The following is a 21,467-nucleotide window of genomic DNA, read 5'->3' on the forward strand; positions in this document are numbered from 1 at the left end:
CGGAATCCGGAGGCCGGGAGCATGATCGGCGTCCCTTCTGCGAACCGCCATCGAGTGAAACTCAGCTTAAGTCATCGAGTGAAACTCAGCTTAAGTCAGCGGTGGGAATTCTTAAGGGTACGTGAATCCATATCCGTTCTACGCTGTGAGCTGTACCACTCGCCAGGGTGGATGCCGGAGACCCGGCCACGACGACACGTCGAGCATGAGGAAGACGGCCGCTGCCGCACCTGCGTCGAGCAGAGTGCCCCGTCGTTACCCCTGCCTCATGCGACCGCGCAGCCGGCACGGTTTCGGTTCTCCAATCGAGCCAAGGAGATTACGTAGATGTCCACAGACTCGTCGCCCACCGAATACGGGGCGTCCGACAAACACCTGAAGCAGTCGATCGGCCTGGTGGGCTTGATCGGACTTTGCGTCAGCCTTCAGGTCGGCTCCGGCTGGCTGCTGGCCTGTCTGGCGGCGGTGTCTCGTGCCGGCCCCGCCGCGATCCTGTCCTGGGTGATCGGCGCGGTCTTCTTCGCCGTGATCGGTGTGGCATGGATGGAACTCGGGACCGCAGTGCCGCGCACAGGTGGAGGTGTCCGGTACCCGCGGATGAGTCACGGTGCGTTTCTCAGCTGGATCAACAGCTGGGGCTATCTCATTTCGATGATTGCCTTACCGGTTATCGAGACGATGGCGGTACTGAGTTACGTCGGGGGCCGCTGGACGCAGTTGGGACTGCTCGAAGAACAATCGGGTCAGACGATGCTGGCGTGGCCGAACGGAATTCTCACCGGGTGCGCACTCATGGTCGCGTTCCTTGCGCTGAACGTGTTCGGCGCGAAACTGCTCAGTGAATCGAACAAGGTAGTGACCGTATGGAAGCTCGCCGTGCCGACAGTCACTTTCATCCTCATGTTCACCGTGTTCCGAGTCGAGAACTTCACCGAGTACGGAGGGTTTGCTCCGATGGGCTACGGTGCGGTGTTCGGCGCGGTGACCGGTAGCGGTGTCGTGTTCGCGTACGCGGCCATCCGGCAGATCGTCGACTTCGGCGGCGAGGTAATCAATCCGAGACGGAATATCCCTATCGCCATGATCGTAGGTGGACTGCTCATCCCACTGACCTTGTACCTCTGCCTTCAGATCAGCTTCATCGGGGCGATCGATTGGGCGGCAGCCGGTGTGGAATCCGGGGACTGGGCGGGCCTGCTGCAGAGCAACTGGTCGGCATCTCCACTGCTCGACGCGGTAGTGGCCGCGGGCTTCGCTTGGTTCACGTTGGTTCTGCTCAGTGACGCCGCGCTGTCCCCAGCGGCCTCCGGATGGGTGTTCATGGGCATCGGCGGCCGGACCGCCTATGCGATGTCGGTCAACGGCGAGCTGCCCGGAGGTCTGCAGCGCATGAACCGTTTCGGGGTTCCGTGGGTGGCGCTGATCGCCTGCACCGGAATCGGGTTCGTACTGTTCCTTCCGGTGCCGAGTTGGTACTCGTTCGTCGGTATGGTGGCCACGGCACTCGTGCTCAACTACCTGATGGCGGGGCCCTGTGCCGCGGTCTTCCGACGAGTTGCACCAGAGCTCCCACGACCATTGAAGATCCCCTTCTTCGGTTTCTGGGGGGCGGCAGGATTCGTGTGCAGCCTGTGGCTGATCTACTTCGCGGGTTGGTCGACCCTGATCAATGTGATGACCGTCGTGATGATCGGTCTCCCAATCTACGCCTCCTACACGAGCGTGCGTAACGGATGGACGCCGAAGAATCTCAGTGGCGCGTTGTCGCTGGTGTGGACGGTGGGCTGGCTCTTCGTCGCGTCCGGCGGCGGATGGATGTTCAGCTCGGGTAGCGCCGGAACCGGCAACTGGCCGGCGGGCGTGTATGCGGCAGCGTTCATCGGGATGATCGTGTTGTTTCTCGTCGTTCTGTGGGCGATCAGTGCGCCGGAAGGTCGACGCCATCTCGCTGCAGGTCTGTGGGTGTTTCCCGCTCTGGTGGTCACCACTTTCGTTGCATATCTCGGCGATGTCGGACCATTGGACAACCCGGTGTTGGACGATGGAACCGATGCACTGATCATCTTCGGTGTCGCCCTGGTGACCTATCGGTGGGCGGTTCGGTCGGGATTCCGAACCGACGAGCTGGACCAGGTGGTGAGGCAGCAGATCCGGATGGATCAGGAGGAGTTGAAGGCACGGGAGATGGCGGTCTGACCCTCGCAGGGAAAGCGACCACCGAGTACGGCCACGGCAGCTGGATCAGCCGTGGCCGTACTCGTCCTCGGACAGTTCGAAGGCTTTCCAGGGCAGCATCGGAGCCGCACCGTGACCGGGATCGATCCCGATCAACCGGCCGCCGACAAGATAAACGACCTCGTACTTGGCGTCGAAATCGGCCCAGACAGAGGCGTGCAACGATCTCTTTGCGCGAACAACCCAGTCGGTAGCGGTCGTGTGCCCATGAATCTGGCTGAACGGCATCCGACACTCCGTCCACCCCGGCACGAGTTCGGATCCACAATCCGCCCAGAGCGGACCAGCGCAGGGATCGGGTGTGCCACCGAAGAGCACGCGGCCACCTCGGAACACGTCCGTATCGCTTCGGCGGGAGAGTGCATTGATCCGTGCCGCTGCTACATCGGCGGAGCCGGGCGCCCCGAGCACATCGTGCCAGAACGCGGCGGTGACGCCGGCATGGGTGATGAGAAACGACTCGCGCCCGACCTGGATCGACGTGGCTGCGACCGCCTTGCCCTGTGTCCACCAGCGACGCAGGGTCCTGATTGTGTGGCGGCACAACCGCTCGTTCCAGCGGAACACCGGAGGTCGGAGATAGTGGGCCTCATGGTTTCCGATCAGCTGCACCCACTGGTCGGGCTGACTCTCGAGATATCGGTCGACGAGTGCAACGACCCCCTCGGAGTCGGGACCGCGATGGACAAGATCTCCGACCTGCACCACCAGCAGATCGTCGGGCAGATGTCCGCCGTCCCGGACTCCGAGGCGAGCGAGCTCCGCCTGCAGTTCCTGTAGGTGACCCCCGACATCGCCGATGACTGCAATACGCATGCTCACCGTCGGGGCCGCGGGGTGCGCTGCTCGATCGCCCACTCGAGCGTCGGGGTGTATTCGGCAACCGTGTCCATCCTTCGCTGAATGGCGGAGATCTCACGGACGGTCTGTGTGATGATGCTTCGGTCGATCGGTGAAAGGTTGTCGCGGTCGAGCAAGTCGGTCGGTGTCTCGCCGCGCTCGATCTGGGCGAGCTGGTAGTGCAGCCGGAGGCGTTGCAGGACATCGAACGCCTCGATGAGCCGGTCCGCGTGCCGCTCCGGCAGGATCTCCGACCCCGCGGCAGCACGCAGCCTGCGGGTCGTCTGAAGTTCCGTCGAACCTACCCCCAGAGCCGCCCAGCGCGCGATCGTCACGATCGGCATCAGACCGTGGGCTTTCACATCGAACGTGGTTCCGCGTCCCGTCAACATGTCTCGCACCGAACGCCGCTTCGTGCGGTGCGACAGCGATTCCTGCAGCAGCAGCCCCATAGTGTTGGGATGCTTGCGGAAATCTCCGAAAACTTGCGCTACTTCGGGTAACCCGGGATCACCGTGGATCGGTCGGCCGTCGACCAACAGCGAGGTCATGATCGCGCCCTTGTTCTCGTCCGGTTCGGCCAGCCAACGGGTCGCCGCCGCACGCCATTGCTTGTTCGTACGCGAGAAAGGTGCCCGGGGCGGGGATGCCCCGTGGGAATCGACCTTGATGCCGGCACGGGTGATCACGATGTTGACTTCCTTGAACGCGGCTCGATAGCCCATCTTCTGTTGCTCGGTCACCGAGTCGTCAAACGCGACTGCGGCGTCGACATCGGAGCTGAGCACCGCTTCGCGTCGGCCGTTGCTTCCCAGGGAGAGCCAGGTGAACGCATCGACCGACAGTTTCGGATGAGCCTCGAACACCAACACGATCGCCCGTCTGATGATCGTGTCGACGATCGCGGAGTACACCGCGATCGCGCGGGACGACGCGAGACCGTGGGCCAGGACATCGCGGATGACTCCCGGAACCGGCCGCGCCCGGTCGACGAGGTCCTCGACGGTCTCGGCGCGGCGAATTCGTTCGTGCGCACCTACGTCGGAAGTGGTGGGCGCGACGACGAAGTCGCGGGCCTCGACCAGTCCGCGCACTGCTCCGGAGCGGTCGGTGACCAGAAGGAATTCTGCATGGCTGTCAAGGAGCGTGAGTAGTGCCTCGGCCGCAGATTCCCCGGACGGGGTCGTCAGCGCCGGGTGGTCCATGACCGCGCCGGCGTTCGTGTCGAGCGGCAGCCAACCCGCAAGGATGCGGCGGCGCAGGAGGGAGTCCGTGACGATGCCGTACTCGTGGTGCCCGACGTCTACTACCGCACAGGGCAGGCCGCGTTCGGTCATCTGCTGTGCGACCTCGGTGACGGAGGTGTCCGGGTCGACGACCAGCGGCTCCGCCACCACGAGGTCGTCGACGGTGGTGTACACAGGACGTCTGGAAGCGAGCCTGTCTGTGCGGGAAAAGTGCTCGGCAACAAATTTCACTCCATCACCCGAGGAGAATGCCGGTGCCGCGAGGGGAGCTGGGATGCGGGCAATGAGGCAGTCGGTGTGGGCGACCACGCGTGGCCCGACGGCCCGTCCTGTGAGCATGGCGGAGAAACCGAAGACCCCGCCTGCGGTGAATCGGTCTTCGGCCGCAGCACCGACCCGGTCGGGGGTGTACCAGAGGCTCACCTCACCACTGACGACCACCATGATGTCGACCGTCGGTTCCGCGAATGCGTCGATGATCAGCTCGTCGAGAGCGTACCGTTCGAATCGTGCGGCATCGGCCACAGCGCGCCGCGACATCTCGTCGAGAGACCCGAACGGCGGTGTGGTGCGGAGGAACCGCTCGAATTCGACCGCCTGGTGCCTGTGCTCATGATCGCGCACGGTTCCTCCATCCGAGCTCTCTCGGGATTTCCGAGGAGTGTGCCGAAGGACCTGTATCGAATGCAACCGAACTTAAGTGACGGCGCATGCTGCGTGAAGCGGTCCGATGTGCATACAGGGGGACTCGCAGATGATGTTGCGCCCAGTGCATGGCCAGATGGTCTCAATCCGGGATACGTCATGAGCCGCAGGTCGTAGGTCGCCTGCGGGGCGGGATGCCGTGTCGGGATCGAGTCCGGCAGCTCAGCGCCTGTGCGAGTGGCTGACACGGAGGGGTCCTCGCGTCCCACAATGGTGGGTGTCACGGGTTCGCGTGTTGCGCGACTCGTATCCCGCTAACGATGGATAATCGTGGTCATCCATCAATATCATTATGGCTTGATTCGCCAGCAGGACGGGGCTGTGCACGGGGGGCGATTGCATCGACCGGATCGGGCGGGCACCGATCCCTGACGATCCCGAGGAGCGCAGGAATGTGGGTCATTGCGGTGTAGTTTTTATACTCGCTCGAGTTTGAGTTCGATCCGTGAAGAGTGCTGCGAACCTGGTCAAGCATGGTATCGACTTCGCTGCGGCGCAGGTGCTGTGGCGAGATGCGCGCCGCATCGAGGTCCCGGCCCGCACGACGGATGAACCGAGGTGGATGGTGATCGGCATGATCGACGGTCGCTGTTGGTCGGCGGTGGTGACGTAGCGCGACCGGCGGGTTCGAATCATCTCGATGCGTCGCGCACGGGAAGGTGAGGTGGCAATCTATGAAAGCTGATGAGTTCGATGAGCGGTTCGACGCCGGCGAGGATATGGCGGCGGCGCTCGACACGGCCCGGGAGCGCCGACCGGGTGAAGAGCAGCGGCGGGTCAACGTCGATTTCCCCGTCTGGATGATCGCGGAACTCGATCGTGAAGCGACCCGCCTCGGCGTCACCCGCCAGTCGCTGATCAAAGTCTGGATCGCCGAGAAGATCGACCGCGGAGGCGACACTGCGGCCTGATCAACCGTCCGCGGGGGCCTGACTCGCCTCTCATCCGCTCGAGGCGTTGCCCGGGTGACCGGCGGACATGAGGTGCGGACGGTGCTGCTCGTGGCGCAATATCTGCATATCGGCACTCCGGGGCCGGTTTCCGGCAGCGTACTTGGCGCTCGACCGTGCTATCCACGTGGACCTCGACGACGCCGACACCGTGATCGGCGGCTCGCTCGACATTGTGGTGATCCGCCTCGGCGCTGAGATCCGATCGCCCCGAGTCTGGATCACTTCGACGGCGATCGCGAGATGCTGGCCGGGTTGTTCGAACCACGCGACTCACCGGGCAGGTGGAGGAACAGTACGACACCGTGGCCACCGCCACCGAGGTGGTGCGGATCCCGAACACTGCGTTCGTGACCGAACCGCTGCGGGGCGATGATCTTGGGGCGTGGCCGGTGTCCGAGATGATTCATCGGATGCCCGCCGGTTCGTGTTGGTGCGGCTCTACCCGATGCTCTCCGCTGACGCCGGCATAGACCCGATCGATTCTCTGCCGCCCGCGCCGAACGAGTGACAGGAGCCCACGCCCCCGCCCGCCCGGCCTGGAATCGTGATCCGGTTGCGGGATCAGCGTGATCCCCGATTCGACGGGCAGCGCGGGTAGGAAGTGCACATGGATCATCCCGCCGATCAGCGCGGCGCCGTCCGACCGGCGCGCTGTCCGGCCGGATCGTCGTAGCCTGGGAGTATGAGCGCAGACCCTTCCGCCCGCGACCGAGTTCCCACACCTGAGCGACCCGACGAGCCGACCCCGGATGTCACTCCGGCCGAACCGAATTCGCCGACCGTGCCGGACGTGCCACCGGGCCCGGACACCCCCGATGTACCTCCGTTGGATCCCGAACCGGCCCCGGATCCGGAAAATCCCGATGCGTCCGTACCGATCGTTGATGCGGAGATCGTCGAATTTCCCCCGGCGCCGGGCGGTGGTCGTGTGCCGATGGAGGAGGAGATCACCGGGTACACGGAAGGTGGCGTACCCACCTTCGACTCGGTGCGTGAGAAGATCGAGCAGCGATCCGCGCAGGCCACCGGCATGGACGAACTTCTCCGCGACGGTGCGGCGGGACGCACACTCGACGAGCAGTACGAGGACCGTAAGAAGGCCGCGGCCGACAAGCTCGACGAGATACGGCGGTCGATGAAGGGCAGCTGACCCCGGGACCACCCCCGGTGATGAAATAATTTGCACGGCGGTGCATAATCAATCGTATGGGTAACTCACCGGCATTCACAGCGACACCGCAGTCGCCACTCCGGGTCGCGGTTGCGGGAGCCAGCGGCTACGCAGGCGGCGAGGTTCTGCGCCTGCTCCTGGCCCACCCCGCCTACTTGGACGGCTCCCTGGTCATCGGCGCGCTCACCGCCGGAGGCAACGCCGGCGCCGCCGTGCGCGAGTTCCATCCGCACCTGCACCCCCTCGTGGAACGGGTGCTCGCACCGACCGACCTCGACTCCCTAGCCGGTCACGACGTCGTCTTTCTCGGTCTGCCGCACGGTCACTCCGCTGAACTTGCAGACAAGCTCCCCGAAACCACCGTGGTGATCGACTGTGGCGCAGACTTCCGGCTCGAGGACTCCGACGACTGGCAGCGCTGGTACGGCAGTGACCACGCCGGCACGTGGCCCTACGGACTCCCGGAACTTGCAGGAAAGCGAGAGCAGCTCGCCGGCGCCACCCGCATCGCGGTTCCCGGCTGCTACCCGACGTCCGCGACACTTGCGCTTGCCCCGGCCGTCGCCGCAGGCATCGTCGACCCGGCGGTGCAGATCGTCGCGGTCTCCGGGGCATCGGGTGCAGGGAAGTCCCCGCGGGTCGACCTACTCGCGTCCGAAGTGATGGGTTCGGCCCGTGCCTACGGCATCGCCGGAGCACATCGACACACACCCGAGATCAAACAGAATCTGTCCGCTCTGGCCGGCGCACCCGTCACCGTCTCGTTCACACCCGTGCTGGCACCGATGGCGCGCGGCATCCTTGCGACGTGCACGGCGCCGACCACCGCCGCGGTGGCAGAGGTGCGCGCAGTCTACGAGAAGGCCTACGCCGACGAACCGTTCGTGCATCTGCTCCCCGAGGGAGCGCTGCCCGCGACGGGCGCCGTCGTCGGGTCCAACGCCGTGCAGATCTCCGTGACCGTCGACACAGACGCCGGACTGCTGATCGCCATCGCCGCGATCGACAACCTCACCAAAGGCACCGCGGGCGGCGCCGTCCAGTCCATGAATCTGGCCGTCGGTCTGCCCGAAACCGCAGGCCTTCCGACAGTGGGAGTCGCACCGTGACCGAGTACACCGACAAGCACGCCGACCACGTCTACAACGATGCGGTCGAGGTTGCCGGAGGGCGGCTGATCCGCACCCAGGGCGTCACCAGTCCCGCCGGATTTCGCGCCGCCGGACTCTCTGCAGGCATCAAAGCCTCGGGCAGGCCCGATCTTGCGCTCGTATTCAACGAGGGGCCCGACCTCACCGCAGCCGGTGTGTTCACCACCAACAAGGTCAAGGCCGCACCTGTCCTGTGGTCGCAGCAGGTGCTGGAGTCGCACACCCTGAGGGCCGTGGTTCTCAACTCCGGCGGCGCCAACGCCTGCACCGGCCCCGGTGGATTCCAGGACACCCACGTCACCGCCGAAACAGTCGCGGAGGCGCTGAGCAACTGGGGTACCGGCACCGGCGCCGGTGAGGTCGCCGTGTGCTCGACGGGGCTCATCGGCGACCGGTTGCCGATGAACAAGGTGCTTCCCGGCGTCCAGGAGATCGTGCACGAACTCGCCGGTGGCATCTCCGGCGGAACCGACGCCGCCTACGCCATCATGACCACCGACACGGTGCCCAAGCAGGCCGCCCTGCACCACGCCGACAAATGGAACGTCGGCGGCATGGCAAAGGGCGCAGGTATGCTCGCGCCCGCTCTTGCCACCATGCTGTGCGTCGTCACCACCGACGCCGTCGCGAGCGCCGAGCAACTCGACGAAGCGCTGCGCGGCGCGACCCGCATGACGTTCGACCGACTCGACATCGACGGTGCCACCAGTACCAACGACACCGTCCTGCTCCTCGCGTCCGGAGCGAGTGGTGTCGCGCCGCCTCAGGACGCACTCAACGACGCCGTCCTCGCGGTATGCGACGATCTCGCGGCGCAGATGATGGCTGATGCAGAGGGCGTCACCAAGCGCGTCACGGTCACAGTGCGCGGTGCAGCATCCGAATCCCACGCACTGATCGGTGCCCGCACCGTCGCCCGCGACAGTCTCGTCAAGACCGCGCTGTTCGGTTCCGATCCCAACTGGGGTCGCGTCCTCGCCGCGATCGGCATCGCGCCCATCGAACTCGATCCCGACAAGATCTCGGTGACGTTCAACGGAAGCCCCGTGTGCATCGACGGCGTGGGCGCACCCGGTGCCCGCGAGGTCGACCTGTCCGGCATCGACATCGCGCTCGATATCGACCTCGGTGTCGGTGACGCCGAGGTGTCCATCCGCACCACCGATCTGTCACACGCCTACGTCGAAGAGAACTCGGCCTACTCGTCCTGACCGGGCGGCCCCACATCACCGGCCGATACAGGAGACATCACATGTCCGACCTCATCGCGAGCCTGACCTCGCACCAGAAGGCGTTCGTCCTCGCCGAAGCCCTCCCGTGGCTGCAGAAGTTCCGCGACAAGGTCGTCGTCGTCAAGTACGGCGGCAACGCCATGACGGACGACACTCTCAAAGCCGCATTCGCCGCCGACATGGCGTTCCTACGCACCGTCGGTATCCACCCGGTGGTGGTGCACGGCGGCGGCCCGCAGATCACCACCATGCTGAAGCGACTCGGTATGGAAGGGGAGTTTCGCGGCGGATTCCGCGTGACCACACCCGACGTCATGGATGTCGTACGCATGGTGCTGTTCGGGCAGGTCGGTCGCGAACTCGTCGGCCTGATCAACAGCCACGGACCCTACGCGGTCGGGATCTCCGGTGAAGACGCGCAACTGTTCACCGCGACCAGACGGACCGTTGTCGTCGACGGAGCGGACACCGACATCGGACTCGTCGGTGACGTCACCACTGTCGATCCCGCAGCGGTGCTGGACCTCATCTCGGCCAGCCGCATCCCTGTGGTGTCGACGATTGCGCCCGACGCAGACGGCGTCGTGCACAACATCAACGCCGACACCGCCGCCGCGGCGCTCGCCGCGGCGCTCGCCGCGGAGAAACTCGTCGTCCTCACCGACGTCGAAGGTCTCTACACCGATTGGCCCGACCGCACCTCGCTCACCTCGCAGATCGACACCGCCGCGCTCGCCGCACTCCTGCCGTCGCTCGATTCGGGCATGGTCCCGAAGATGGAGGCGTGCCTGCGTGCCGTACAGGGCGGAGTCCCTACAGCGCACGTCATCGACGGGCGCCAGCCGCACTCCGTGCTGCTCGAACTGTTCACCGAAGAAGGCATCGGCACCATGGTGGTGCCTGCCCACGACAAGGAAGGCGTCGCATGACCGGCACATCCGAGCTCCAGCAGCGCTGGGCAGGCTCACTCATGAACAACTACGGGGTGCCCAAGGTGGCGCTCGTCGCGGGTGACGGTGCCATCCTGACCGACGCCGACGGCACGCAATACCTCGATCTGCTCGGCGGTATCGCCGTCAACAGTCTCGGCCACCGCCATCCGGCCGTCATCGAGGCCGTCACCACGCAGCTCAACCAGCTCGGGCACGTGTCGAACCTGTATGCATCCCAGCCGGTCCTCGACCTCGCCGAACAACTCCTCGGACTCTGGGGCCACCCGGGCCGTGTGTTCTTCTGCAACTCCGGTACCGAAGCAAACGAAGCCGCGTTCAAGATCGCACGGCTCACCGGCCGCCCCAAGATCATCGCCGCTGAGAAGGCCTTCCACGGTCGGACGATGGGTGCCCTCGCGCTCACCGGTCAACCGGAGAAGCGCACACCGTTCGAACCGATGCCGGCCGGTGTCGAATTCGTCCCCTACGGCGATCTCGACGCCCTCGCCGCGGCGATCGACGACACCACTGCCGCCGTGTTCCTCGAACCGATCATGGGGGAGTCCGGTGTCGTCGTACCACCCGACGGATACCTCGCCGGCGCCCGGCGCCTCACCTCCGAACACGGTGCGCTGCTCGTGCTCGACGAGGTGCAAACCGGTGTCGCCCGCACCGGAACCTTCTTCGCGCACCAGGCGACCGGCATCGTCCCCGACGTGATGACCCTCGCCAAGGGACTCGGCGGTGGCCTGCCCATCGGCGCGGTCCTCGCGACCGGACCCGCCGCCGACCTGCTCACCCCCGGCAAGCACGGCACCACCTTCGGCGGCAACCCGGTGTGCGCCGCCGCCGCCCTCGCCGTGCTGCGCACCATCGACGAGCAGAACCTGCTCGACCACGTCGATTCCCTCGGCAAAACTCTCTCCGCCGGAATCGAAGAACTCGGTCACCCGCTCGTCTCCCACGTGCGTGGTTCGGGTCTGCTCCTCGGTGTCGTGCTCACCGACACGAAGGCCGGTGCCGTCGAAACCTGCTCGCGCGACGCAGGATTCCTGGTCAACGCCGCCGCACCCGACGTGGTCCGACTCGCACCCCCGCTCATCCTCACCGAGGAGCAGGCGACCGGGTTCGTCACTGCGCTTCCGGACATTCTCGACGCCGCATCCCGAGAAGGAGACCGGTGAGCATGGTCAGGCATTTCCTCCGCGACGACGACCTCACTCCGGCCGAGCAGAACGACGTCCTCGAACTTGCCGCCGAGCTGAAGAAGGATCCGCTCTCGCGTCGCCCCCTCGAAGGCCCGTACAGCGTCGCTGTCCTGTTCGACAAGACGTCCACACGGACCCGCTTCTCGTTCGATGCAGGCATTGCACAACTCGGCGGACACGCGATCGTTGTCGATGCCGGCGCCACCCAGATCGGCAAGGGCGAAACCCTCGACGACACTGCCCGCATGTTCTCCCGCTTCACGAGGGCAGTGGTGTGGCGCACGTACGGCCAGGACCGCATCGAGACGCTCGCGGCACATTCCGACGTGCCCGTGGTCAACGCGCTCACCGACACATTCCACCCCTGCCAGGTCCTCGCAGATCTGCAGACCGTCCGCGAGCACAAGGGCACCACCGCCGGTCTGACGATGACGTACTTCGGTGACGGCGCCAACAACATGGCGCACTCGCTGATGCTTGGCGGCGTCACCGCCGGTATGCACGTCATCGTCGCGACTCCGGAAGGGTTCGAACCCGATCCCGAGGTCGTCGAGGCCGCCCACGCTCGCGCCGAGCAGACCGGCGGAAGCATCGCGGTCACCTGCGACCCCCGGGCCGCGGCGGAGGGCGCCGACGTCCTGGTCACCGACACCTGGGTGTCCATGGGGCAGGAGAACGACGGCCTCGACCGCGAAGCGGTGTTCCGGCCCTTCCAGCTGAACGACGAGATCGTTGCATTGTCCAAGACCGATTCGATCGTGCTGCATTGCCTTCCTGCATACCGCGGCAAGGAGATCACCGCCGAGGTCATCGATGGCCCCCGCGCAGTCGTGTGGGACGAGGCAGAGAACCGCCTGCACGCGCAGAAGGCTCTGCTCGTGTGGCTGCTCGAACAGAGCCGGAGCTGACGATGAGCACTGCGCCCGGCCGAGACGACGTGTCGGTGAGCGCTCCGACCCGGGCTGCCCGGCAGGCGCGCATCATCGGGCTGCTGGCTACCCGCGCGGTGCGCAGCCACACCGAACTCGCGACTCTGCTCGCCGACGACGGCATCGACGTCTCGACCGCCACACTCTCCCGCGACCTGGAAGAACTCGGCGCCGTCAAACTCCGTGCGGCGGACGGGGGAGCGGGCGTGTATGTCGTCCCGGAGGACGGAAGCCCGGTCCGCGGCGTCACCGGCGGCACCGACCGACTGTCGAAACTCCTCGGCGAACTGCTCGTCTCGACCGATTCGAGCGGCAACATCGCGGTGCTGCGAACCCCGCCGGGGGCAGCGCACTATCTGGCCAGCGCACTCGATCGTGCATCATTACCGGAAGTGGTCGGGACGATCGCGGGTGACGACACCATCGCGGTGATCGCCCGGGAACCGAACACCGGGGCCGACTTGGCTGCGAAAATCGAATCACTCGCTTGACCTACCACTGATCGACGTACGTCACATTTGAGAAGGAGCACAATCACCATGGCCGATCGCGTCGTACTCGCCTACTCGGGCGGGCTGGACACCTCCGTTGCCATCAGCTGGATCGGCAAGGAGACCGGCAAGGAGGTCGTCGCCGTCGCCATCGATCTCGGCCAGGGCGGCGAGGACATGGAGGTCGTACGCCAGCGCGCCCTCGATTGCGGTGCTGTCGAATCCGTGGTCGTCGACGCCAAGGACGAATTCGCGACCGAGTACTGCCTGCCGACCGTTCAGGCCAACGCCCTGTACATGGACCGCTATCCGCTGGTGTCCGCGATCAGCCGCCCGCTGATTGTCAAGCACATCGTGCAAGCTGCGCGTGAGCACGGCGGCACCATCGTGTCGCACGGCTGCACCGGTAAGGGCAACGACCAGGTTCGATTCGAGGTCGGTTTCGGTGCCCTCGCTCCCGACCTGCAGGTCATCGCGCCGGTCCGCGACTATGCCTGGACCCGAGAAAAGGCCATCGCGTTCGCCGGAGAGCACGGCCTGCCGATCAACGTCACGAAGAAGTCGCCGTTCTCGATCGACCAGAACGTGTGGGGTCGCGCAGTCGAGACCGGCTTCCTCGAAGACCTGTGGAACGCCCCGACCAAGGACGTCTACGACTACACCGACGACCCCACCCTCAACTGGCAGGCCCCGGATGAGGTCATCATCAGCTTCGAGGGGGGACGTCCCGTCGCCATCGACGGCAAACACGTCACGATGCTCGAGGCGATCCAGCAGCTCAACAAGCGTGCCGGCGCACAGGGCGTGGGCCGCCTCGACATGGTGGAAGACCGTCTCGTCGGCATCAAGAGCCGCGAGATCTACGAAGCGCCCGGGGCCATCGCGCTGATCAACGCCCACCAGGAGCTCGAGCATGTCACTCTCGAGCGCGAGCTCGGACGGTACAAGCGTCGTGTCGAAGAGCGCTGGAGCGAACTGGTCTACGACGGCCTGTGGTTCTCCCCCCTCAAGTACGCGCTCGACGCTTTCGTCGAGAAGACACAGGAGCGTGTCACCGGCGACATCCGCATGGTCATGCACGGCGGCCACATCTCGGTCAACGGCCGTCGTAGCCCTGAGTCGCTGTACGACTTCAATCTCGCCACCTACGACGAGGGCGACAGCTTCGATCAGTCCAACGCCAAGGGCTTCGTGCAGATCCACGGCCTTTCGTCGAAGGTCGCGGCCAAGCGCGATCTGGGTCTGTGACGATGACCGAGGCTCACGGCACCAACGAAGGTGCCCTGTGGGGCGGCCGGTTCGAGTCGGGACCGGCCGCGGCCATGGCCGCTCTGAGCAAGTCCACGCACTTCGACTGGGTGCTCGCTCCGTACGACGTGCGCGCGTCGCAGGCCCACGCGAAAATCCTGCACCGGGCGGGACTGCTGACCGAGTCCGATCTCACGACGATGCTCGACGGTCTCGAACGACTCGCCACGGATGTCGCGTCCGGCGCGTTCACCCCGGCCGAGTCAGACGAGGATGTGCACGGCGCCCTCGAACGTGGGCTCATCGAGCGAGTCGGTCCCGAAGTCGGTGGGCGGCTGCGAGCGGGCCGGTCGCGTAACGACCAGGTCGCCACATTGTTCCGGATGTGGCTTCGCGACGCAGCGCGACGCATCGGTGACGGGGTACTCGACGTCGTCGAGGCGATCACGGGTCAGGCGGCGGCGCACCCCGACGCAATCATGCCCGGCAAGACGCACCTGCAGGCCGCCCAGCCGGTGCTGCTCGCGCACCATCTGCTCGCGCACGCGCATCCGCTGCTCCGAGACGTCGACCGCCTGCGTGATTTCGACACGCGCGCTGCCGTGTCGCCATACGGGTCGGGTGCACTGGCGGGGTCGTCGCTCGGACTCGACCCGGACGCGATCGCGGCGGACCTCGGATTCGACTCCGCCGCGAACAACTCGATCGACGCAACCAGTTCACGCGACTTCGCGGCGGAGGCCGCGTTCGTGTTCGCGCAGATCGCGGTCGACCTGTCGCGGATGGCAGAGGAGGTGATCCTCTGGAGCACACCCGAATTCGGTTACGTCACACTCGCTGATGCGTGGTCCACCGGGTCGTCGATCATGCCGCAGAAGAAGAACCCCGATGTCTCGGAACTCACCAGAGGTAAGGCCGGACGCCTGATCGGCAACCTCACCGGGTTGCTCGCCACGCTGAAGGCGCAGCCGCTCGCCTACAACCGGGATCTCCAGGAAGACAAGGAACCGGTCTTCGATTCGGTTGCGCAGCTCGAGCTGTTGCTGCCTGCCATCACCGGGCTCATCGCGACATTGACGTTCCACACCGGCCGTATGGCAGAACTCGCTCCGGCCGGTTTCACCCTCGCCACCGACATCGCCGAGTGGATGGTTCGTCAAGGTGTGCCTTTCCGTGTCGCGCACGAAGCAGCCGGGGCATGTGTGCGTGTCGCGGAGGGTCGCGGTGTCGGGCTCGACGAGCTCACTGACGAGGAACTCGCCGCGGTCGATCCCGCACTCACCCCCGACGTTCGTGAGGTGCTCACGGTCGAGGGTTCGGTGGCGTCGCGGAACGCCAGAGGTGGCACAGCCGGTGTCCGCGTCGCCGAGCAACTCGACGGGGTACACGCGGAAGCACGGGACCTGCGCCGCTGGGTACACGCCCGATCGAACTGATCGAGTAGGACCCGGATCGGTGCCGGTTGCAGTCGGACGACACTTCGGCAGGGTGGCACCGACAGGAGCAGGCTGTGTGGCAGGCTGAGAGCCGTAAACCGGGGTGCCGGACGCCAGGTGGAGGGGGCGGTACGTGGAACTCAGTGGTGATGCGGTGATCGGGTCCCTGCGGCGCATCATTGCCACGGCTCAGAACGGTCTCGAAGTCGTGCGATTCGGAGGCCTGGAATCGGGTGCGTCACCATCTCCGTTCCAGGTCGTCGTCCGCACACCGATGTACCGGCTCCGTCGGTACTTCCCCGAATCGGACACCGCGGCGTCAGGGATTCCGATTGTGCTGGTGCCGCCGATGATGATGGCGGCCGACGTGTACGACGTCACCCCCGATGCCGGTGCTGTCGGAGTACTGCATTCACTGGGGCTCGACCCGTGGGTCGTCGATTTCGGGTCTCCCGACCAGGAAGAGGGCGGGTGGAGTCGCACCCTCACCGATCACATCGTGGCGCTCGACGAGATCGTCGATCGGGTGCACGAGTACACGGGACGTGACATCCATCTGTCGGGGTACTCGCAGGGCGGAATGTTCTGCTATCAGGCCGCGGCATATCGGCGGAGCCGCAACATCGCGAGCCTTGTGACGTACGGCAGCCCCGTCGACACCCTGGCAGCACTTCCGTTCGGTATCCCCGATGCACTCGCGGTGAGGTCCGCGGATTTCCTGGCCGACCATGTGTTCAACCGGCTCGCGATCTCGGGCTGGATGGCGCGTACCGGCTTCCAATTCCTCGACCCCGTCAAGACCGTGCGCTCACGCATCGACTTCCTCTTGCAGCTGCACGACCGTGAGGCATTGCTGCCGCGCGAGCCCCAACGCAGGTTCCTCGATACCGAAGGCTGGGTGGCATGGTCGGGGCCGGCCGTCGCCGAACTGCTGCGCCAGTTCATCGCGCACAATCGCATGATGAGCGGTGGGTTCGTGATCAACGATCGCGCCGTCAGCCTGGCCGAGATCACCTGTCCGATCCTCGCGTTCGTCGGTGAGGTCGACGACATCGGTCAGCCCCTCGCGGTCCGTGGTATCCGCAACGCCGCACCACGTGCCGACGTGTACGAGTATTCGCTGCGCGCGGGACACTTTGGTCTTGTCGTGGGAACGGTTGCTGCGCAACAGACCTGGCCCGCCGTGAGTGAATGGGTGCAGTGGCGTGAGGGATCCGGTGATCGGCCTGTCGGCGTGGTCCCGATGGATACACCGGATCCGCACGGTGAGGGCGATACCGGTGTGACCCTCGGTAACCGCATCACCCACACCGCTACGACGATCGCCGAGGTGGGTACCGAGTTCGTCGAAGGGGTCGCCGACATCGCCGTCGGCGCTGTGCGGGGTGCTCGTGAACTGTCGAGCGAGGCGGTGCGTGCACTGCCGCGGCTCGCTCGGTTGAGGCAACTCCAATCGCACACACGCGTGTCCGTTGGGAGTCTGCTGGCCGAGCAGGGCAGCAAGGCGGCTCAACGAGAGTGCTTCATCTACGACGACCGGGTGTATACGTACGAGGTCGTCAACGCTCGAATCGACTCCATCGTCCTCGGCCTCGTCAGTTGCGGGGTCCGCCCGGCCACGCACGTCGGTGTCCTCATGGGAACTCGCCCCAGTGCGATGGCGGCGGTGGCGGCGGTATCACGGCTCGGTGCCGTTTCGGTGATGCTGGCCCCCGGCCCCGGCCCCGGCCCCGGCCCCGACCTCGCTGAGGCCATCAGGCTCGGTGCCGTCGAGAAGATCATCACCGACCCCGAGCACCTCGACCAGGCGTGCTCTACCGGTCTTCCGTCGCTGGTGCTCGGTGGCGGCGATGTCCGAGACCTGGAGGTCCCACCGGGCGCCGACGTGGTCGACCTCGAACGTCTGGATGTATCGGCCGTCGAATTGCCGGGCTGGTACGTCCCGAATCCGGGTCTCGCCCGCGAGCTGGCATTCGTACTGTTCACGGGTAGCGGGGACGCACTCGAAATGAAGCGGATCACGAACCACCGGTGGGCGCTGTCTGCGTTCGGCACCGCGACGGCCGCGGCACTCGACCGCGGCGACACCATGTATTGCCTTGCACCGCTGCATCATTCGTCGGGCCTGTTGGTGGGGCTCGGCGGGGCGCTTGCGGGTGGAGCACGAATCGCATTGTCGCGGGAATTGGACCCGGCGCGGTTCCGCGAGGAGATCCACCGCTACGGGGTGACCGTCGTGACCTATACCTGGTCGATGCTCCGTACCGTCCTCGACAGTTCGTCCTGGCATTCCGACGACATTCATCCCATCCGATTGTTCCTCGGGTCCGGCATGACGCCGGGCCAGTGGAGGCGCACTCTGGAGCGATTCACGCCCGCTCGTGTCCTCGAGTTCTATGCATCGACCGAGGGTGACATCGTGCTCGCGAACGTGTCCGGAGCAAAGATCGGCTCGAAGGGGCGGCCGTTGCCGGGCAGCGCGGAGGTCCGGTTGGCTGCCTACGACGCGGTGGCCGGACGGCTCACCGAAGACGACCGCGGATTCGTACGGGAATGCGATCCCGACGAAGTCGGGCTGTTGCTCGGCCGGTGGGGTCGTTCGACGGAGAGCCTCACCGGGGTGATGCGCGGTGTCTTCGAACCGGGCGACAGTTGGGTTCCCACCGAGAACCTGTTCCGTTGCGATGCCGACGGCGACTTCTGGCTTCTCGACAACAAGCGTTCGGTCATCGTGACCTCTCACGGTCCCGTGTACGCACAACCTGTCGTCGACGTCCTCGGCGGCCTCCCTCGTGTAGACCTCGCGGTGTCGTATGGCGTCGACCTCGGCGCGAGCGTGATCGCGGTAGCGGCGATCACGCTCCGCGAGGATCGGGCGCCGACCGCGGCCGAGATCACGGTGGCACTCGATGCGTTGCCGGTGGGTGAGCGTCCGGATCTGGTTCACGTCGTGGCCGAAATACCTCTCGGTCCGTCGTACCGTCCGATCATCGAGGCGCTGCGTGCGCGAGGTCTGCCTGTGCCCAGCATCCGGTCGTGGTACTTCGACTCGGCCGCGGACACCTACCGGCGGTTCACCAAGGCGGTATCGGCAAAATGGACGTCGGGCACGGATCGAGGCGGGTCCGGGCGCGCGGTAACCTGAACGCGTTCACCACACGCTCGTCGAGAGGACATCCGTGGCCGTCGATCCCACACTGTTGAGTATCCTGGCCTGCCCGCAGGACAAGGGGCCGCTTCTCCTCGTCGACGACACGGTGCTGTACAACCCCAGACTTCGACGCGCCTACCCCATCGAGAACGGAATCCCGGTTCTGCTCGCCGACGACGCACGTGACGTCTCCGACACCGAACACGAGGATTTCGTTGCGCGCGGTATTGCCGGATGGGTCGCGAGCTGACGTCGGATCGCCTTTCGACGCTCGACCCGGTCTCTGCAGCGCATGCTCTACTGGCGGCATGTATCAGGGTCGGTGAAGTGACGCTGCGGGTCACCGAGGTCGAGGCCTACGGCGGACCCGAAGCCGGGCCGTGGCCGGACCCGGCTGCGCACTCGTACCGGGGTCCGACCGGCCGAAACCGCGTCATGTTCGGACCGGCCGGCCACCTGTACGTCTATCGCAGTTACGGAATCCACCACTGCGCGAATATCTCGGTCGGTCCGCCCGGCGTGGCCTCGGCAGTACTGTTGCGCGGTGCCGAAGTCCTCACCGGTGAAGCGGATGTGCGGACGCGGCGGACGTCCGGCACCCCCGTGGAGAATCTCGCGCGTGGCCCGGGAAATCTTGCGGAAGCACTGGGGCTGGGTCTCGACGACAACGGTCTCGACGTGTTCGCGTCGGACGCGCGGGTGTCGGTCGCTCTCTCCGATGTGAAACCACAGGTGGCGGTCGGCCCGAGAGTGGGGATCAGCGTCGCCGCCGACCGGCCGTGGCGGTTGTGGATCCCCGGTGGAATCGGCGTTTCTGCATACCGAAGAAGCCCACGGGCTCCGATGCCCTGAACGGTAATGGGATGATCGAACGGTGACTGAGCAAATTCTCGACGAACTGACCTGGCGCGGGCTCATTGCCCAATCGACCGATCTCGATGCACTTCGACGGGACCTCGATGCAGGTCCGATCACGCTCTACGCCGGATTCGACCCCACCGGGCCGAGCCTGCACGCAGGTCACCTCGTACCGCTGCTCGCACTCAAGCGTTTCCAGCGCGCAGGTCACCGGCCTATCGTGCTCGCCGGTGGGGCAACCGGCATGATCGGCGATCCCCGCGACGTGGGGGAGCGGACCATGCAGTCCGCAGACACCGTTGCCGACTGGTCTGATCGCATCCGCGGCCAACTCGAACGGTTCGTCGACTTCGGCGACCCGGACACCGGTGCGGTGGTGGTGAACAACCTCGACTGGACAGCTCAGCTCAGTGTCGTCGACTTTCTGCGCGACATCGGTAAGCACTTCTCCATCAACGTCATGCTCGCGCGCGACACCGTCAAGCGTCGTCTCGAGGGCGACGGTATCTCGTACACCGAGTTCAGCTACATGCTGATGCAAGCCAACGACTACGTGGAGCTTCGCCGCAAGTACGGGTGCGCGCTCCAGGTCGGTGGCTCGGATCAGTGGGGCAACATCATCGCCGGCGTCGAACTGAACCGACGTACCGACGGAGCATCGGTGCATGCGCTGACCGTTCCGCTCGTGACCTCCTCGGACGGCAAGAAGTTCGGGAAGTCGACCGGCGGCGGAAGCCTGTGGCTCGACCCGGAGATGACGAGTCCGTACGCGTGGTACCAGTACTTCGTCAATGCGGCAGACGCGGACGTCATCAAGTACCTGCGGTGGTTCACGTTTCTCTCGCGTGAGGAATTGGCGGTACTCGAAACTGCGACTGCCGAGCGTCCGCACGCACGCGAGGCGCAGAAGCGTCTTGCCGCGGAGATGACGAACCTGGTCCACGGTGAAGCGAATACCCGTGCCGTCGAGCACGCCAGCCTCGCATTGTTCGGGCGGGGTGAACTCTCGGAGCTGGACGAGGGGACGTTGGCTGCCGCACTGACCGAGGCCTCGGTCTCGGAGGTTCGGGTCGGCGATCCGAATACCATCGTCGACCTCCTTGTTGCGACAGAGCTGTGTGAGAGCAAGGGCGCGGCACGGCGGACCGTCAAGGAGGGCGGTGCGTCGGTCAACAACGTCCGGATTTCGAGCGAGGATTGGACGCCGTCGGACAATGATCTGCTCCACGGCCAGTGGATGGTCGTGCGTCGCGGCAAGCGGAACTTCGCGGGAGTGCGCATCGTGCAGGGCTGAGGTGAGGTGAGGAGACGCCACCGCGATCAGGCGTTTGACCAGGCGATTTGACGCGCTGTTAGCGGTGGCGTAACTTTGTCGTCGTTCGAGCGACAGGGACATCAACCCGGACCGAAAGGATCCCGGGGGTACGTTAGTGTTCAGGTCTGCTGGAAAATCACGACGAGTATTCAACGGGGGTTTGCGCCCTCGAGAACGTCTGTGATAAGTTGGAGCGGTTGCCCCGGAGTAGCTCGGAGATGATTTCGAGCGGCGACGGTGTGTGCGTGTTCTTTGAGAACTCAACAGTGTGCCGATGAATGTCAGTGCCAAAATTGTTTTTTGGTGCGACCGTCGATGTTTTTCGATGGTTGTTGCTGGTCATCACATTCTTCCGTCTGTGGTGG

Annotated in this window: 19 protein-coding genes; 16 read left to right on the forward strand and 3 right to left on the reverse strand. The window is 65.4% G+C overall.

Annotated elements, in window-relative coordinates:
• Positions 1-327: 327 nt before the first annotated feature.
• On the forward strand, positions 328-2,196 hold the full coding sequence (locus ACZI8W_RS20600; RefSeq protein WP_463370363.1) for an APC family permease: 1,869 nt from the start codon (positions 328-330) through the stop codon (positions 2,194-2,196).
• Between the two features lie 45 nt (positions 2,197-2,241).
• Here ACZI8W_RS20600 and ACZI8W_RS20605 read toward each other — a convergent pair whose 3' ends face one another.
• Complete coding sequence (locus tag ACZI8W_RS20605; RefSeq protein WP_463370364.1) at positions 2,242-3,051, reverse strand: metallophosphoesterase; 810 nt, start codon at positions 3,049-3,051, stop codon at positions 2,242-2,244.
• 2 nt (positions 3,052-3,053) lie between these two features.
• Entirely contained in the window at positions 3,054-4,946 is a 1,893-nt protein-coding gene (locus ACZI8W_RS20610; RefSeq protein ID WP_463370365.1) for a putative nucleotidyltransferase substrate binding domain-containing protein, read from the reverse strand.
• A gap of 526 nt (positions 4,947-5,472) precedes the next feature.
• Here ACZI8W_RS20610 and ACZI8W_RS20615 point away from each other — a divergent pair.
• Positions 5,473-5,640 carry a BrnT family toxin gene (locus ACZI8W_RS20615; protein ID WP_463370366.1) on the forward strand — a complete coding sequence of 56 codons (168 nt, stop codon included), beginning with the start codon at positions 5,473-5,475 and terminating at the stop codon, positions 5,638-5,640.
• A gap of 61 nt (positions 5,641-5,701) precedes the next feature.
• Positions 5,702-5,938 carry a type II toxin-antitoxin system BrnA family antitoxin gene (gene brnA / locus ACZI8W_RS20620; RefSeq protein WP_463370367.1) on the forward strand — a complete coding sequence of 79 codons (237 nt, stop codon included), beginning with the start codon at positions 5,702-5,704 and terminating at the stop codon, positions 5,936-5,938.
• 260 nt (positions 5,939-6,198) lie between these two features.
• Here the strand turns inward: brnA and ACZI8W_RS20625 are convergent, their stop codons facing one another.
• On the reverse strand, positions 6,199-6,387 hold the full coding sequence (locus ACZI8W_RS20625; protein WP_463370368.1) for a hypothetical protein: 189 nt from the start codon (positions 6,385-6,387) through the stop codon (positions 6,199-6,201).
• Between the two features lie 275 nt (positions 6,388-6,662).
• On the opposite strand from ACZI8W_RS20625, the gene ACZI8W_RS20630 reads away from it, so the two are divergent.
• The 13 genes from ACZI8W_RS20630 (at position 6,663) to tyrS (ending at position 21,081) form a co-directional block, all read left to right on the forward strand.
• Entirely contained in the window at positions 6,663-7,130 is a 468-nt protein-coding gene (locus tag ACZI8W_RS20630; RefSeq protein ID WP_463370369.1) for a PspA/IM30 family protein, read from the forward strand.
• Positions 7,131-7,186: 56 nt separating this feature from the next.
• Positions 7,187-8,260 carry an N-acetyl-gamma-glutamyl-phosphate reductase gene (gene argC / locus ACZI8W_RS20635; RefSeq protein ID WP_463370370.1) on the forward strand — a complete coding sequence of 358 codons (1,074 nt, stop codon included), beginning with the start codon at positions 7,187-7,189 and terminating at the stop codon, positions 8,258-8,260.
• Positions 8,257-9,513 (forward strand): bifunctional glutamate N-acetyltransferase/amino-acid acetyltransferase ArgJ, encoded by a 1,257-nt coding sequence (gene argJ, locus ACZI8W_RS20640; protein WP_463370371.1) that lies wholly within the window; start codon positions 8,257-8,259, stop codon positions 9,511-9,513. Before argC ends, argJ begins: the two co-directional genes overlap by 4 nt.
• Before the next feature lie 41 nt (positions 9,514-9,554).
• The gene (argB, locus tag ACZI8W_RS20645; protein ID WP_463370372.1) at positions 9,555-10,463 is read left to right on the forward strand and encodes an acetylglutamate kinase; all 909 of its coding nucleotides are present in this window, start codon (positions 9,555-9,557) and stop codon (positions 10,461-10,463) included.
• Positions 10,460-11,650, forward strand: coding sequence for an acetylornithine transaminase (locus tag ACZI8W_RS20650; RefSeq protein WP_463370373.1), 1,191 nt, complete (start codon positions 10,460-10,462; stop codon positions 11,648-11,650). The genes argB and ACZI8W_RS20650 overlap by 4 nt, the downstream gene beginning before the upstream one ends.
• 2 nt (positions 11,651-11,652) lie before the next feature.
• Positions 11,653-12,582 carry an ornithine carbamoyltransferase gene (gene argF, locus ACZI8W_RS20655; protein ID WP_463370392.1) on the forward strand — a complete coding sequence of 310 codons (930 nt, stop codon included), beginning with the start codon at positions 11,653-11,655 and terminating at the stop codon, positions 12,580-12,582.
• Between the two features lie 2 nt (positions 12,583-12,584).
• Positions 12,585-13,094, forward strand: coding sequence for an arginine repressor (locus tag ACZI8W_RS20660; RefSeq protein ID WP_463370374.1), 510 nt, complete (start codon positions 12,585-12,587; stop codon positions 13,092-13,094).
• Between the two features lie 48 nt (positions 13,095-13,142).
• Positions 13,143-14,342 carry an argininosuccinate synthase gene (locus ACZI8W_RS20665; RefSeq protein ID WP_463370375.1) on the forward strand — a complete coding sequence of 400 codons (1,200 nt, stop codon included), beginning with the start codon at positions 13,143-13,145 and terminating at the stop codon, positions 14,340-14,342.
• A 2-nt stretch (positions 14,343-14,344) separates the two neighbouring features.
• Positions 14,345-15,778: an argininosuccinate lyase gene (gene argH, locus ACZI8W_RS20670; RefSeq protein WP_463370376.1), complete on the forward strand. Its 1,434-nt coding sequence runs from the start codon at positions 14,345-14,347 to the stop codon at positions 15,776-15,778.
• A 133-nt stretch (positions 15,779-15,911) separates the two neighbouring features.
• Positions 15,912-18,923: an alpha/beta fold hydrolase gene (locus ACZI8W_RS20675; RefSeq protein WP_463370377.1), complete on the forward strand. Its 3,012-nt coding sequence runs from the start codon at positions 15,912-15,914 to the stop codon at positions 18,921-18,923.
• A 34-nt stretch (positions 18,924-18,957) separates the two neighbouring features.
• Positions 18,958-19,179 carry a Trm112 family protein gene (locus ACZI8W_RS20680; protein ID WP_463370378.1) on the forward strand — a complete coding sequence of 74 codons (222 nt, stop codon included), beginning with the start codon at positions 18,958-18,960 and terminating at the stop codon, positions 19,177-19,179.
• Positions 19,164-19,781 (forward strand): DNA-3-methyladenine glycosylase, encoded by a 618-nt coding sequence (locus tag ACZI8W_RS20685; RefSeq protein WP_463370379.1) that lies wholly within the window; start codon positions 19,164-19,166, stop codon positions 19,779-19,781. Before ACZI8W_RS20680 ends, ACZI8W_RS20685 begins: the two co-directional genes overlap by 16 nt.
• 22 nt (positions 19,782-19,803) lie before the next feature.
• Positions 19,804-21,081, forward strand: a complete 1,278-nt coding sequence (gene tyrS / locus ACZI8W_RS20690; protein ID WP_463370380.1) for a tyrosine--tRNA ligase — start codon at positions 19,804-19,806, stop codon at positions 21,079-21,081.
• The last annotated feature ends 386 nt before the right edge of the window (positions 21,082-21,467 follow it).

Source organism: Rhodococcus ruitaii, from assembly GCF_055230935.1.

What these genes read in the sequence shown, in the direction of transcription:
- ACZI8W_RS20605 (WP_463370364.1), bottom strand. Translation starts at nt 3,051, where the DNA reads ATGCGTATTGCAGTCATCGGCGATGTCGGGGGTCACCTACAGGAACTG.
- ACZI8W_RS20630 (WP_463370369.1), top strand. Translation starts at nt 6,663, where the DNA reads ATGAGCGCAGACCCTTCCGCCCGCGACCGAGTTCCCACACCTGAGCGA.
- argC (WP_463370370.1), top strand. Translation starts at nt 7,187, where the DNA reads ATGGGTAACTCACCGGCATTCACAGCGACACCGCAGTCGCCACTCCGG.
- argB (WP_463370372.1), top strand. Translation starts at nt 9,555, where the DNA reads ATGTCCGACCTCATCGCGAGCCTGACCTCGCACCAGAAGGCGTTCGTC.
- ACZI8W_RS20625 (WP_463370368.1), bottom strand. Translation starts at nt 6,387, where the DNA reads ATGAATCATCTCGGACACCGGCCACGCCCCAAGATCATCGCCCCGCAG.
- ACZI8W_RS20685 (WP_463370379.1), top strand. Translation starts at nt 19,164, where the DNA reads ATGGGTCGCGAGCTGACGTCGGATCGCCTTTCGACGCTCGACCCGGTC.
- argH (WP_463370376.1), top strand. Translation starts at nt 14,345, where the DNA reads ATGACCGAGGCTCACGGCACCAACGAAGGTGCCCTGTGGGGCGGCCGG.
- ACZI8W_RS20660 (WP_463370374.1), top strand. Translation starts at nt 12,585, where the DNA reads ATGAGCACTGCGCCCGGCCGAGACGACGTGTCGGTGAGCGCTCCGACC.
- ACZI8W_RS20650 (WP_463370373.1), top strand. Translation starts at nt 10,460, where the DNA reads ATGACCGGCACATCCGAGCTCCAGCAGCGCTGGGCAGGCTCACTCATG.
- ACZI8W_RS20600 (WP_463370363.1), top strand. Translation starts at nt 328, where the DNA reads ATGTCCACAGACTCGTCGCCCACCGAATACGGGGCGTCCGACAAACAC.
- argF (WP_463370392.1), top strand. Translation starts at nt 11,653, where the DNA reads ATGGTCAGGCATTTCCTCCGCGACGACGACCTCACTCCGGCCGAGCAG.
- brnA (WP_463370367.1), top strand. Translation starts at nt 5,702, where the DNA reads ATGAAAGCTGATGAGTTCGATGAGCGGTTCGACGCCGGCGAGGATATG.
- ACZI8W_RS20665 (WP_463370375.1), top strand. Translation starts at nt 13,143, where the DNA reads ATGGCCGATCGCGTCGTACTCGCCTACTCGGGCGGGCTGGACACCTCC.